This window comes from Nocardia sp. NPDC058633 (genome assembly GCF_042717045.1).
Lineage (GTDB): Bacteria > Actinomycetota > Actinomycetes > Mycobacteriales > Mycobacteriaceae > Nocardia.
On sequence record NZ_JBHXRA010000011.1, the window covers coordinates 235,234 to 247,324 of the forward strand.

16 protein-coding genes are annotated in these 12,091 nt (G+C 67.5%); 6 read left to right on the forward strand and 10 right to left on the reverse strand.

Translation table 11 applies throughout. From position 1 onward, the window contains the following. Positions 1–23: 23 nt before the first annotated feature. The gene (gene rsgA, locus ACFWUR_RS17155; protein ID WP_378908027.1) at positions 24–1,049 is read right to left on the reverse strand and encodes a ribosome small subunit-dependent GTPase A; all 1,026 of its coding nucleotides are present in this window, start codon (positions 1,047–1,049) and stop codon (positions 24–26) included. After that, the gene (gene aroA / locus ACFWUR_RS17160; protein WP_378907964.1) at positions 1,025–2,317 is read right to left on the reverse strand and encodes a 3-phosphoshikimate 1-carboxyvinyltransferase; all 1,293 of its coding nucleotides are present in this window, start codon (positions 2,315–2,317) and stop codon (positions 1,025–1,027) included. The genes rsgA and aroA overlap by 25 nt, the downstream gene beginning before the upstream one ends. Before the next feature lie 111 nt (positions 2,318–2,428). Here aroA and ACFWUR_RS17165 point away from each other — a divergent pair, with 111 nt between their 5' ends. After that, positions 2,429–3,214, forward strand: a complete 786-nt coding sequence (locus ACFWUR_RS17165) for an SOS response-associated peptidase (RefSeq protein ID WP_378907966.1) — start codon at positions 2,429–2,431, stop codon at positions 3,212–3,214. 26 nt (positions 3,215–3,240) lie between these two features. Here the strand turns inward: ACFWUR_RS17165 and ACFWUR_RS17170 are convergent, their stop codons facing one another. Beyond that, entirely contained in the window at positions 3,241–3,552 is a 312-nt protein-coding gene (locus ACFWUR_RS17170) for a hypothetical protein (RefSeq protein ID WP_378907969.1), read from the reverse strand. Positions 3,553–3,641: 89 nt separating this feature from the next. Next, a complete protein-coding gene (ybaK, locus tag ACFWUR_RS17175; RefSeq protein ID WP_378907970.1) occupies positions 3,642–4,118 on the reverse strand; it encodes a Cys-tRNA(Pro) deacylase in 477 nt (158 codons plus the stop codon). Between the two features lie 243 nt (positions 4,119–4,361). On the opposite strand from ybaK, the gene ACFWUR_RS17180 reads away from it, so the two are divergent. Then, the gene (locus ACFWUR_RS17180; RefSeq protein ID WP_378907973.1) at positions 4,362–4,997 is read left to right on the forward strand and encodes a sigma-70 family RNA polymerase sigma factor; all 636 of its coding nucleotides are present in this window, start codon (positions 4,362–4,364) and stop codon (positions 4,995–4,997) included. Positions 4,998–5,017: 20 nt separating this feature from the next. Next, entirely contained in the window at positions 5,018–5,275 is a 258-nt protein-coding gene (rsrA, locus tag ACFWUR_RS17185) for a mycothiol system anti-sigma-R factor (protein WP_378908029.1), read from the forward strand. A gap of 73 nt (positions 5,276–5,348) precedes the next feature. On the opposite strand, the gene ACFWUR_RS17190 is transcribed toward rsrA, so the two are convergent. After that, the gene (locus tag ACFWUR_RS17190; RefSeq protein ID WP_022597109.1) at positions 5,349–5,423 is read right to left on the reverse strand and encodes a 50S ribosomal protein bL37; all 75 of its coding nucleotides are present in this window, start codon (positions 5,421–5,423) and stop codon (positions 5,349–5,351) included. A 118-nt stretch (positions 5,424–5,541) separates the two neighbouring features. Here ACFWUR_RS17190 and ACFWUR_RS17195 point away from each other — a divergent pair, with 118 nt between their 5' ends. Both ACFWUR_RS17195 and ACFWUR_RS17200 read left to right on the forward strand, forming a co-directional pair. Next, positions 5,542–5,757, forward strand: a complete 216-nt coding sequence (locus tag ACFWUR_RS17195) for a biotin/lipoyl-binding carrier protein (RefSeq protein ID WP_378907976.1) — start codon at positions 5,542–5,544, stop codon at positions 5,755–5,757. A 31-nt stretch (positions 5,758–5,788) separates the two neighbouring features. Continuing rightward, positions 5,789–7,303, forward strand: a complete 1,515-nt coding sequence (locus ACFWUR_RS17200) for a sensor histidine kinase (RefSeq protein ID WP_378907978.1) — start codon at positions 5,789–5,791, stop codon at positions 7,301–7,303. A gap of 90 nt (positions 7,304–7,393) precedes the next feature. On the opposite strand, the gene ACFWUR_RS17205 is transcribed toward ACFWUR_RS17200, so the two are convergent. Together ACFWUR_RS17205 and ACFWUR_RS17210 are read right to left on the reverse strand one after the other, a co-directional pair. Further along, complete coding sequence (locus ACFWUR_RS17205; protein WP_022567051.1) at positions 7,394–7,648, reverse strand: WhiB family transcriptional regulator; 255 nt, start codon at positions 7,646–7,648, stop codon at positions 7,394–7,396. Positions 7,649–7,899: 251 nt separating this feature from the next. After that, the gene (locus ACFWUR_RS17210; protein ID WP_378907981.1) at positions 7,900–8,844 is read right to left on the reverse strand and encodes a diacylglycerol/lipid kinase family protein; all 945 of its coding nucleotides are present in this window, start codon (positions 8,842–8,844) and stop codon (positions 7,900–7,902) included. 77 nt (positions 8,845–8,921) lie between these two features. Here ACFWUR_RS17210 and ACFWUR_RS17215 point away from each other — a divergent pair, with 77 nt between their 5' ends. Further along, positions 8,922–9,383: a hypothetical protein gene (locus tag ACFWUR_RS17215; protein WP_378907983.1), complete on the forward strand. Its 462-nt coding sequence runs from the start codon at positions 8,922–8,924 to the stop codon at positions 9,381–9,383. Between the two features lie 50 nt (positions 9,384–9,433). Here the strand turns inward: ACFWUR_RS17215 and ACFWUR_RS17220 are convergent, their stop codons facing one another. From ACFWUR_RS17220 to ACFWUR_RS17230, 3 genes are read right to left on the reverse strand one after another with little or no spacing between them, the layout of a single operon-like run. After that, on the reverse strand, positions 9,434–10,111 hold the full coding sequence (locus ACFWUR_RS17220) for an endonuclease V (RefSeq protein WP_378907985.1): 678 nt from the start codon (positions 10,109–10,111) through the stop codon (positions 9,434–9,436). Positions 10,112–10,116: 5 nt separating this feature from the next. Then, positions 10,117–10,734 (reverse strand): acid phosphatase, encoded by a 618-nt coding sequence (locus ACFWUR_RS17225; protein WP_378907987.1) that lies wholly within the window; start codon positions 10,732–10,734, stop codon positions 10,117–10,119. 23 nt (positions 10,735–10,757) lie between these two features. Next, positions 10,758–11,993, reverse strand: coding sequence for a hypothetical protein (locus tag ACFWUR_RS17230; RefSeq protein WP_378907989.1), 1,236 nt, complete (start codon positions 11,991–11,993; stop codon positions 10,758–10,760). Positions 11,994–12,091: the final 98 nt, after the last annotated feature.

Sequence of the window (12,091 nt, forward strand, 5' to 3'; positions counted from 1 at the left end):
TCGACCCGGCACGGAAACCGTTGCTACCAAGCATCATTGGAGATCAGTGCGGTCAGCAGCGTACGGATCGCGGCGACCCGCCGTTCCGTGCCGGGGAGCAGGTCGAGCGCGCATTCGGGATCGGCGGGCGGGCCGAGATGGGTGCAGCCGCGCGGGCAGTCCTCGATGGCGCCGGCGAGGTCGGTGAACGAGGCGATCACGTCGTCGGGCGTGATGTGGGCAAGGCCGAACGAACGCACGCCGGGAGTGTCGATCACCCAGCCGCCTTCGGGCAGCGGTAGTGCCACGGACTGGGTGGAGGTGTGTTTGCCCTTGCCGACCCCGGATACCTCGCCGACCGCCCGATACGCATCGGGCACAAGACGATTCACCATCGTCGACTTACCGACACCGGAGTGTCCGATCAGTGCGGTGAGCCTGTCGTTCAGGACCTCGAGCACCGGCTCCATCGGGTCGTCGGTGCCGGCGTAGAGAATCTCGAGGTCGAGACCGTCGAAGGCGGAGGCGAATTCGGATTCCGAGACCAGATCGCGCTTGGTGAGCACCAGAATCGGTTTCAGCCCACCGGCGTACGCGGCCACCATCGCCCGTTCGACGAAACCGGTACGCGGCGGCGGATCGGCCAGTGCGACAACGATGAACAGCTGCTGGGCGTTGGCGACGACGATGCGTTCGAACGGATCGGTGTCGTCGGCGGTGCGCCGCAACACGGTGCTGCGCTCGCTCACCCGCACGATCCTGGCCAGGCTGTCGGGCCTGCCCGTGAGATCGCCGACCACGTCGACCTGATCGCCGACCACGATCGGGGTGCGGCCCAGCTCGCGAGCCCGCATGGCGACGATGCGCCGGTCGGCGTCACCGTCGAGGACACAGCCCCAGCGGCCGCGGTCGACGGCGACAACCATGGCGGCCTCGGCGTCGGCGTGCTGCGGCCGGGTCTTGGTGCGCGGGCGCGAGGACGCTTTGCCCGGGCGCACCCGGACGTCGGATTCGTCGTAGCTGGCCGAGGATCGCCCCTGGCGGCTCAGCGCGCTACTCCCTCGCCGGATAACGCGGGCGCCAGCATCTGCTCCCACAGCGTGACGAAGGTCGGCAGGGTCTTGGCGGTGGTGCCGATGTCCTCGATCTCCACACCGGGCACGCGTAGGCCGAGAATCGCACCGGCGGTGGCCATTCGGTGATCGGCGTAGGAGTGCCACCGACCGCCGTGCAGCGGGGCGGGCACGATCTCGAGGCCGTCCTCGGTCTCGGTGACATTGCCGCCCAGACGATTGATCTCGGCGCACAGGGCTGCGAGACGGTCTGTTTCGTGTCCGCGCAGGTGGGCGATGCCACGCAGTCGCGAGGGTGAATCGGCCAGTGCGGCCAGCGCGGCGACGGTGGGGGTGAGCTCGCCGACGGCGTGCAGGTCGATGTCGATGCCCGCCAGACGTTGCGGGCCCTGCACGGTGAGGACGCCGTCGAAGATGCGGGCCTCGGCGCCCATCCGGACGAGGATCTCGCGGATCACGTCACCGGGCTGGGTGGTGCCGCGCGGCCACATCGGGATGCTCACCTCGCCGCCGGTGACCGCGGCCGCCGCCAGGAACGGGGTGGCGTTGGACAGGTCGGGCTCGATCTCCCAGTCGACCGCGCGGATCGGGCCGGGCGCCACGGTCCAGGTCTGGGCATTGCCGGAATCGGTGGGGGTCTGCACGGCCACGTCGGCGCGGCGCAGCATCTCGACCGTCATCTCGATGTGGGGCATCGACGGCAAGGCACTGCCGTTGTGGTGGACGGTGATGCCCTCGTCGAAGCGGGCGGCCGAGAGCAGCAGCCCGGAAACGAACTGCGAGGAACCCGACGCGTCGATGGTGACGGTGCCGCCGCGCAGCGCGCCGGTGCCGTGCACGACGAACGGCAGCGCGTCACCGTCGACGTCGAGACCGAGCGCGCGCAGGGCGTCGAGGATGGTGGACAGCGGGCGCAGCTTCGCCTGCTCGTCGCCGAAGAACGCGACGTCGCCCGATGCCAGTGCGGCGGCGGGCGGCAGGAACCGCATGATGGTGCCCGCGAGACCACAGTCCACGGCGGCGCTGTGCAGGGGTGCGGGGGTGACCTCGAGCGTCTCGGCGTCACCGCTGATCTCGGTGCCGAGGGCGCGCAGGGCTCCGATCATCAGGTCGGTGTCGCGGCTGCGCAGCGCACCGGTGAGCGTGGACGGCCCATCGGCCAGTGCGGCCAGGATGAGCGCGCGGTTGGTGATGGACTTCGAACCGGGCAGGGTCACGGTCGCGTGGACGGGGACCTCGATATGGGGCGCAGGCCAGAAACTCACGCCCCCATCTTCGCTTATGTGCGGTTCGAACACATCGGTGGTGCGCGTTTCGGCGTGGAGCGGCGTCGCTGGCAGGACTTTTTGTCGGTCCCCGGGCGTATCTTGGCGATTATGTGTGGACGATATGCGACGACCACGAATCCGGGCCGGTTGGCGGCCGAACTGGACGCTGTCGACGAGACGGGGCTCGACGAGCCGGATGCCGCCGTCAGCTACAACGTCGCGCCGACCACCCAGGTGCTCACCGTCGTGGAACGGCACGCGCACGGCGAGCCCGACGACGATCCGCGCCTGCGGATCCGGCGGATGCGCTGGGGCCTGATCCCGCACTGGACCAAAGCGGCCGAGCCCGGCGTGCCCGCCAAGGGCAAACCGCTGTTCAACGCACGCGCGGACAAGGCGGCCACCGCGCCTTCGTTTCGCGATGCGGTCAAGCACAAGCGCTGTCTGGTGCCGATGGACGGCTGGTACGAGTGGCTGGTCGAGCCCGCGCCGACCGGCAAGGGCAAAGCGGTGAAACGTCCCTTCTACATGTCGCACAGCGACGGTTCCCTGCTCTATATGGCCGGACTGTGGTCGGTATGGCGCGATCGCGGCGCGCCCGACGCCGAGCCGCTCATGTCCTGCACGATCCTGACCACCGACGCGAGCGGCGAGCTGGCCGACATCCACGACCGGATGCCGCTGCCGATGCCGCGCGAACACTGGGACGCCTGGCTCGACCCGGATCACCCGGCGCCCGACGCATTGCTGAGGCCGCCCGCCCAGGCGGAACTGGCGGCGATCGTGGCGCGTCCGGTCTCGACCCTGGTGAACAACGTGCGCAACAACGGCCCGGAACTGCTGGTGCCGGACGGCACCGGAGACGACGAGGCCGGGCAGACCACACTGCTGTGATCGTGCCCGGCCTCGGGTAGCGGTTCTCAGAGCGAGCAGGGCACCGAATCGGTCGCGATGTTCAGACCGCACTTGATGATTCCGGTGACCAGATCGATCACCTCGGTGGCGACCCCACCGCCGAGCTTCTCCGACTTCTCGGCTCGCTCGTCGGTTTCGGGTGCGGTCTGCGGCGAATTCTTCGGGGTGGCGCCCTGGCCGTTGAGCGGATAGTCGCCGGGTTCGGCCTGCGACGGCGGAATCACCTGCGGGGCCGCGGTGGCGGGAGCTACAGCGGCGGCGCCGAAAGTGATGACCAGGGCACCGGACAGGGCGGCGATCGTCGAACGAGCGGACATTTTTCGCATCACATCCTCGGGTCGAATCGGTCGTACCGGGCGCAGAGTGCGTCGAGGTGAATTCGGAACGAGACGCCCACCGGATTGGCTCAGCTGGTGATCGGGGCGGTGACGGCCGCGCACGCGCGCACCAGATCCGCGGGCGCCAACTCGATCTCGAGACCGCGTTTACCCGCGCTGCACAGCACTCGATCCCAGTCGAGCGCGGAAGCGTCGACAACAGTGGGCAACTTCTTGCGCTGGCCGAGTGGCGAAACCCCGCCCAGCACATAGCCGGTGGTGCGTTCGGCCCTGGTCTTGTCGGCCATGCTCGCCTTCGAGGCGCCGAGCGCGGTGGCCGCGGACTTCAACGACAACCGGGCGGGCACCGGCACGACGGCCACCGCCAGCACACCGGATGATAGTTCGATCACCAGTGTCTTGAAGATCTGCGCGGCCTGCACTCCCAGCTCGGCACCGAGCGCGTCGACGGCCTCCTCGCCGTAGGACTCGGCTCGTGGATCGTGGGAATAGGAGTGCACTCGATGCGCGATACCGCTGAGGGCCTTGATCGCGGGGGTCGACATGAGCGCTCACCCTAATCGCGACCACACCCTGTTCGGCAACCACATTTGCGCCCGGTCCGGGAACACGAATGCGCAGGTGCATGTTGCACACAAGTGACAAGCCAACGCGGCCCGACACGACGTGAAGGAGAGATAGTGACACTGCTGCTCGAGGAGCGTCCTGTCCTGTCACGGGGTGCGCGATTGCCGATCGATTCCGCCGTGCCGGTAGATTCGGTTACTACGGCGATCGAAGGGATTGGTGTGACGAGCGACGACAACGTGGTCTCCGACGGTGCGTCCGGCACAGAAGTCGACGAAGCCGAGCTGGCGGCCCGGTTCGAGCGCGATGCGCTACCGATGATCGACCAGCTCTACGGCGCAGCCCTGCGGATGACCAGGAACCCGGCCGATGCCGAGGACCTGGTGCAGGAGACGTTCGTGAAGGCGTTCCAGGGGTTCAAGTCCTTCCGGGAGGGCACCAATCTGCGTGCCTGGTTGTACCGGATCCTGACCAACACCTACATCAACTCCTACCGTAAGAAGCAGCGCCAGCCCGCGCAGTACCCGACCGACGAGATCACCGACTGGCAGCTGGCGGCCACCGCCGAGCACTCCTCGGTGGGCCTGCGCTCGGCCGAGGTCGAGGCGCTGGACGCGCTGCCCGACGACCAGATCAAGTCGGCGCTGCAGCAGTTGCCGGAAGAGTTCCGGATGGCGGTGTACTACGCCGATGTCGAGGGCTTCCCGTACAAGGAAATCGCCGACATCATGGGCACCCCCATCGGTACCGTGATGTCTCGGCTGCATCGTGGACGCAAGCAGCTCAAGGGCCTGCTCGCCGACGTGGCGCGCGAACGTGGATTCGACCGTGGGGAACGCCAGGAGGTAGTCAAGTGAGTGACGATCCCGATCTCGACATGGACTGCACCGCGGTCCTCGCGGATGTGTGGCTCATGCTCGACAACGAGTGCGACAACGCCACTCGGGAGCGCCTGCAGCAGCACATGGACCACTGCAGCCCCTGCATCGAGGCCTACGGCATCGAGGAGAAGATCAAGGGTCTGCTCAGCCGCAAATGCGGTGGTGAGCACGCACCCGAAGGTCTGCGCGAGCGACTGAAGCTCGAGATCCACCGGACGATCACGGTCACCAGGATCGAGACCACAGAGGGCTGATCAGCCCCCGAAACGACAACAGCACGCTCTCATCGAGAGCGTGCTGTTGTCGTCTTGTGCGCAGCGGCACGACTCAAGCGTTAGGACGCTTGCCGTGGTTTGCGGCGTTGCCCTTGCGGCTGCGCTTCTTACGTCCACGCTTACCCATGAGAGCTCCCTTCTATGTCTGGTCGAGAGCCATTGTTTCATGTGTGATTGGCTGTACCTTCGGCGGATACGGCCACCGCTGTCATCACGGTGGCCGCACGACTATTGAACGGGGTGCCATGCCTGAAGAAGTGCGCGCGGAGATGGTCTCGACCGTGCTCGCTGTCGAGGTCACCGTGGGCGAACACGTCCAGGTCGACCAGACACTGGTGCTGCTCGAATCGATGAAGATGGAGATCCCGGTGCTCACCGAGGTCGAGGGCGACATCACCTCGGTCGACGTCGCGCCGGGCCAGGTTCTACAGGCCGGCGACCTCATCGCCACCATCGCGTAAGTCACACGAACAACGAAGCGGTAGATCCAGCGTGGCAACACTGAGCGAGCTCCTGGCCGAACACACCGACCTCCCCGGCATCGCCGTGGACCATCTGCAACGGGTGGTGGGCGATTGGCAGTTGCTCGCCGACCTGTCGTTCTCCGATCTGCTGCTGTGGGTGGGCGCGGGCCCGGTCGTCGAGGGTTCCGACGTGGTGTGCGTCGCCCAGATCCGGCCGACCACCGCGCCCACCGTGCACCTCGAGGACAAGGTGGGCACCACCGCCTCGCGGTCGGATTTCCCGCAGGTCTTCGATGCCCTGCTCAGCGGGCACACGGTGCGCACCGACACCGAGGTGGAGGTGAGCGGGGTCTATCACCCGAGCCCGGTCCACGCGGTGCGCGAGGCGATTCCGGTGCGTTGCGGTGACGACGTGATCGCCGTGCTCAGCCGCGATTCCGATCTGGCGCGTTCGCGGGTGCGCAGCATGTTGGAGACGGCGTATGTCTCGTGCGCCGACGATCTGTGCCAGATGATCGCCGACGGCAGTTTCCCCACGCCCGAAGACCGAGCGGCGACGCACTCCAGCCCCCGAGCGGGCGACGGTTTCGTGCGGCTCGACACCGAGGGCATCGTGGTCTACGCGAGCCCGAACGCGCTGTCGGCCTATCACCGGATGGGGATGCAGGCCGATCTCGTCGGCCAGGATCTCGCCGTGACCACCCGTTCGCTGATCACCGATCCGTTCGACGCGCAGGAAGTGGTGGCCGATATCCAGGCCGCGCTCGCCGGGCGCACCGGGCGCCGGATGGAGGTCGAGGCACGCGGGGCGACCGTGCTGTTGCGCACGTTGGTGCTGCGTCCGGGCGGGGAACTGGCCGGGCCCGCGGTGCTGGTGCGCGACGTGACCGAGGTGAAGCGCCGCGACCGCGCCTTGCTGAGCAAGGACGCCACGATCCGCGAGATCCACCACCGGGTGAAGAACAACCTGCAGACCGTGGCGGCCCTGCTGCGGCTACAGGCTCGCCGCACCGAGAATCCGGAAGCCCAAGTGGCGCTGACGGAATCGGTACGCCGAGTGACGTCCATCGCCTCGGTGCACGAGATGTTGTCGATGTCGGTGGACGAGGAAGTCGACCTCGACGAGGTGATCGACCGGCTGCTGCCGATCATGGCGGATGTGGCCACCGTGCACACCGCGCGGATCAAGGTGCGCCGCGCGGGCTCACTCGGGGTGTTCTCCGCGGAGCGGGCGACGCCGCTGGTGATGGTCCTGACGGAACTGGTGCAGAACGCGATCGAGCACGCCTTCGACGCGGGGGAGAACGGTACCGTGACGATTCGGTCGGAACGTTCGGCCCGCTGGCTCGACGTGATCATCTCCGACGACGGCCGTGGCCTGCCCGCAGGGTTCAGCCTGGAAGGTTCCGACCGGTTGGGATTGCAGATCGTGCGCACCCTGGTGACCTCGGAACTCGGCGGCTCGATCGGTTTGCATCCTGGTGCCGACGTGGGCACCGACGCGGTGTTGCGAGTTCCGCTCGGACGTCGTTCGGGGCGCTGAAACAATAAACCCGGCACCGTGAGGTGCCGGGTTCTCACACATGCGTTACCGGGCCGGGGCTGCTGGCCCGGCAACGCCGGGTCCGTCGACTCAGACGGAGGTACGCGTACGGGTGCGTGCGTTGCGCCGCTTGAGCGCGCGACGCTCGTCTTCGCTCATTCCACCCCACACGCCGGCATCCTGTCCGGACTTCAGGGCCCACGACAGGCAATCGGCAGTGACGGGGCAGCGGGCGCAGACCAGCTTGGCATCGGCAATCTGCGCGAGCGCAGGACCACTGTTACCCACCGGGAAGAACAGTTCGGGGTCCTCATCGCGACAGATGGCCTTGTGGCGCCAGTCCATTCCTCTGCTCCTTTGCGAGGGCGCCACAAAGGGCGCCTGTAGTTAGTGGATCGTTCACTTGTGCGACTCGAATGTTTCCGCACGGTTGCTTGTGAATGCTTTCACGATCACCGTAGATGTCAATAGGTCTCCGGCGCACCGTGGGGGAGATCACGCTCTAGGTCCCCGCAAGGGGAACCTGCCCGGTCCTTTGTACTCGCGTCCGTGGGTTTTCGCAGCGCAACCACAGGATTTTTCTTGACGGTCGAGTGTCAGGACGGCTTGGGGGCCACCACGTCCAGCACACTGGGAACCGATGTGAAATGCACCATCTTGCGTTTTCCGATGAAGTCGCCATCGATTTGCAGGCCGATCTCCATGCCGGTCTCGATTCGCACGGACGGCACATCGTCGGCGCGGAAAAGTATGGGCGACTTGGGGTTTCCATTCTCGGCCAGCAAGTGTCGCGCCAGCAACAGGGTTCGGGTCACACTCATCGACTTCACCGCGAACACGCCGAGGCCCGATTCGAACGTGGTGGTGGGATTCGTGCGAATCGGGCGGTCCTCGAGATAGGTCCACGGACTCGAATTCGTGACGAAGGCGTAATAGACCTCCTCGATCGGATCCCGTCCCGTGACCTCGACGGCTACGCAAGGATCCTGGCGCCGGGCTCGGAAGAACTGGCGCACCGTGGTGCGCAGATATCGCGAGGGCGTCGCCTTGCGACCCTTGGCGCGGGCGGCGTCGATCGCCTCGCACACATCGGCGTCGAGGCCGACGCCCGCGCTGAAGGTGAACCATCGGTCGTCGGCCAGGCCGAGCCCGATGCGGCGGTCGGCGTCGCGAGCCAGCAGATCGATGAGCTGGTTGGTTGCTGTGACCGGATCGGCGCAGATGCCGAGCGCGCGGGCGAAGACATTCGCCGAGCCGCCCGGGATGATCCCGAGGCGCGGGCGCCACACCTGGTCGTCGCCGACCTGGGGCACCGGCAGAAAGCCGTTGATGGTCTCGTTGACCGTCCCATCGCCGCCGTGCACGACGATGAGGTCCATCTCCTGCGTCGATGCCCACTGGGCCAGTTCGGCCGCGTGGCCGCGATGCTGGGTGTGCGCAACGGTCAGCTGTGTTCGGCTCTCCAAAGCGTGAGCGAGCAGATCCCGGGTGGCCGGGGTCGTCGAGGTGGCATTGGGATTGACAATGAGCAGCGTCCGCACAGTGCCGAGGGTAGTGCGCGCGGGCGAACAACCGACGCGCGCCGGGCGCCACGACGCGTCGTCGTAGGCTGGGGCACGTGGCAGAGCAGGACGTGACAGACGGTGACCAGCGCGAGGGCGGCGAACAGGTGTCGACCGGCATCCCGGTGACGGTGCGGCTGGCCGGTGGCCTGGTGTCGCTGGAGGGGTTGGCCGGGGTGGTGACCGCGATCGTGCTGATCGTGCGGGCGCTGACCGGGCACGATCAGTCCGAGGCCAGTGGGGTCGGCACCGCGATCTGGTTCGGGGTGTTGTTCGGCGGTGTGCTCGCGGCGGGCATCGGGCTGCTGCGCGGCAAACGCTGGGGGCGGGCCATCGCGGTCATCGCCAACGTGTTGCTGCTGCCGGTCGCGTGGTCGATGCTGACGGACTCGCATCAGCCGTTGTTCGGCAGTGTGCTCGGGCTCGTCGCGGTCGCCGGGTTGGCCACCCTGTTCGCGCCGGCCACCAGCCGATTCATGGCTCAGGACTACGGCGAAATCCCCGAAGACGATTCGTAGTCCGGCCGTTGCCGGCAGTACAGCGGCGAGATCCCGAGATGACGCGCTGGTCAGGCGGTTGCCGCGCGCAGTGCCTCGCGGCACAGGTGGTCGGCTCGACGGGTGGTCTCGGGCTGCCGGAAACCCCGCGTGAGGGCCAGTACCCGGTCACACGCGGTGTCGAGGTCGATGAGATGGCCGACCGAGACGAACAGCGGCTTCACCTCGTCCCGGGTGCGCAGCGCCCGGCCGACGACCTCGCCGTCGATGGTCACATCGCTGGTGTCGCCGCGGCGCGGGCCGGGCGCGCGGTATTCGCCCCACACCGATTTGGCGACACCGATAGTCGGAATTTCGGTGAGCAACCCGACATGGCACGCCAGCCCGAAACGCCGGGGATGCGCCACACCCTGTGCGTCGCACACAAGAAGATCCGGTGTGACAGTGAGTTTTTCCAATGCGGCGACCGTTGCGGGCAGTTCCCGGAACGCGAGTAGTCCCGGTACATAAGGGAATTTCGAAATCCCGTGCGCGACTGCCGATTCCACCGTTTCCAAGGTTGCTGTGTCGAGAACGACCGCGGCCGTCGCCACGGTACCGTCTTCGGCATAGGCCGAATCGATTCCGGCCGCGGTCGAAAATCGCGACCGCGCAATGTTTTCCGCGGACACCAGTGGGCGTAACCGGTCCTGGAGTGCGATCGCCTCTTCGGGGGTTCGCGGCCAATCGTGCGGTGCGGCGATACGCATTCGGGTCAGCTCGCGGCCGGTGCCGTCGGTTCGGTCCGGGTCGTCAGGTTGTGGCCCCAGATCGAGTGGGCGTCGTGATCGAAACCGAGCACGCTCACCGCGCCCGTCGACATCGCGAACCGGCGGCCCTCGCGCACCGCGAACTCCGCCCAGCGCGCGATCAGCACCCGGGAGAAGTGCCCGTGCCCGACCAGGATCACGTCGCGCCGGGGCAGCTCCGGCTCGACCCGGGCGAGCATCCGGTCGGCCCGTGCGCCCACCTGCTCGGCCGTCTCGCCGCCGGGGACGGGCGCGGTCCACACGGTCCAGCCGGGCACGGTTTCGCGGATCTGCGCGGTCGTGATGCCCTCGTACTCGCCGTAGTTCCACTCGACCAGGTCGTCGTCGACGTGGGTGGGGGTCAGTCCGGCCAGTTCGGCGGTGTGCCTGGCCCGCAGCCGCGGACTGGTGAAGCAGAGCGGATCGCGCAGGTCGAGAGACTTCAGCACCAGCCCGGCTGCGACAGCCTGGGCCTCACCCTGCGCGGTCAGCGGCAGGTCGGTGAAACTGGTGTGCCTGCGCTGACTCGACCACTCGGTTTCGCCGTGGCGTAGCAGGACCAGGCGGGCATCGGGTGTGGACATGAGTCCATCATGGCAGTGCCGGTTCAGCTGAGCGCGTAGAGCTGGCCACCACGTCGTTCGAAGACCGTATTGCCCAGGACGGCCGTGGAAATGGTGTCGCCGCGGTAGTCGGTGCGCTCGACCGGGATCTGGGCGACCGTCGCGCCGTTGCCGCTGTCCACCGCGAGCTGTCCGTCGGGGACCGGAACCAGCAGCCTGCCTGCCATCAGCGCGGGGGTGCCGAGCACCTCGCGCACCGACCAGACCGGCTGTAATGTGCTCGAGCTCAAGGAAATGAGGCTGCTACCGGTGAAAACGTAGATGGCCGAGCCGAGGCGGGTCACCGTGGCCCGCTGGTCCCACGGTGCGGCGAGCTGATGGGTCGCGAGCTCGTTGCCGGTGCCGTCGTGCACGATGATCCTGGCGGGCAGTCCCCGACCGGTGGCGGTGGGGGGCGTCGGGGGGTAGTAGACCGCGATCTTGTTGTCCGACACCGCGATCACCCGCATGTCGGGCGAGTCGGCGCCCGGCGCGGTGAGAGCTCGCGAGCCGTACTCCTCGGGTGCCGTCGATTCCTTCGGCGCCGGATTCAGCACGGTCAGCCGGTCGGTCGCGTCGCCGGGACAACGCTCCAGCACCGCCAAGCGCGAGGAACTCGACGCGGCCGAGCGCAACGTACAACCACTGCGCGGCTGGGTGTTCGGATTCACCGGGGCATCGACATAGCCGTACTCGAGGGTGCGCACCAGATCCGAACGCCACATCTCCAGCCGGTCGGCGCCCAGCGCCAGCAGATACGTGCCGTCACCGGTGACCCGGATCTCGTCGTCCATGTAGCTGGTGCGGGCGACCCGGCGCTCACCGGTATCGGACTCCAGCATCACCGACTGACTGCATCCGCGCTGATCGCGATAGGTGGCGATCACGGTGCCGAACTGCGACTCCACCCCACACAGCGGCATATCCCGGCGATACCACCACAGCTGCTTACCGGTGACCGGATCGCGCCCGCTCACCGTGCCGTGATCACCGGTCACCACCACATTGCCCGAGATGAGCGCCCGCCTGCTCGACTCGTCGGCGGCATGCCACTGCTCGCGCAAGGTGGTAGGCAGTTGGGTCGCGGCGGTGACAGTGGGCGCGGGGGAGGCCGCGGTGACCGAATCCGTGCCGGTCGCATCAGCACGCGCCCAGACGACGAACGCCGCCACCACGAGGGTGACGGCGATCGCGATTGCTACGAAGATGTCGGCGCGCGTCCGCCGTTCGGGTGCGAGCACGATGGCGACATTATCAGTGTTTATTGGAGTGCTGGCGCACTCGAGTCGCGGCCCCGAGGGGCCGCCGGTCAGCCACCGTTGCTTGCTCCTTCGTCGCC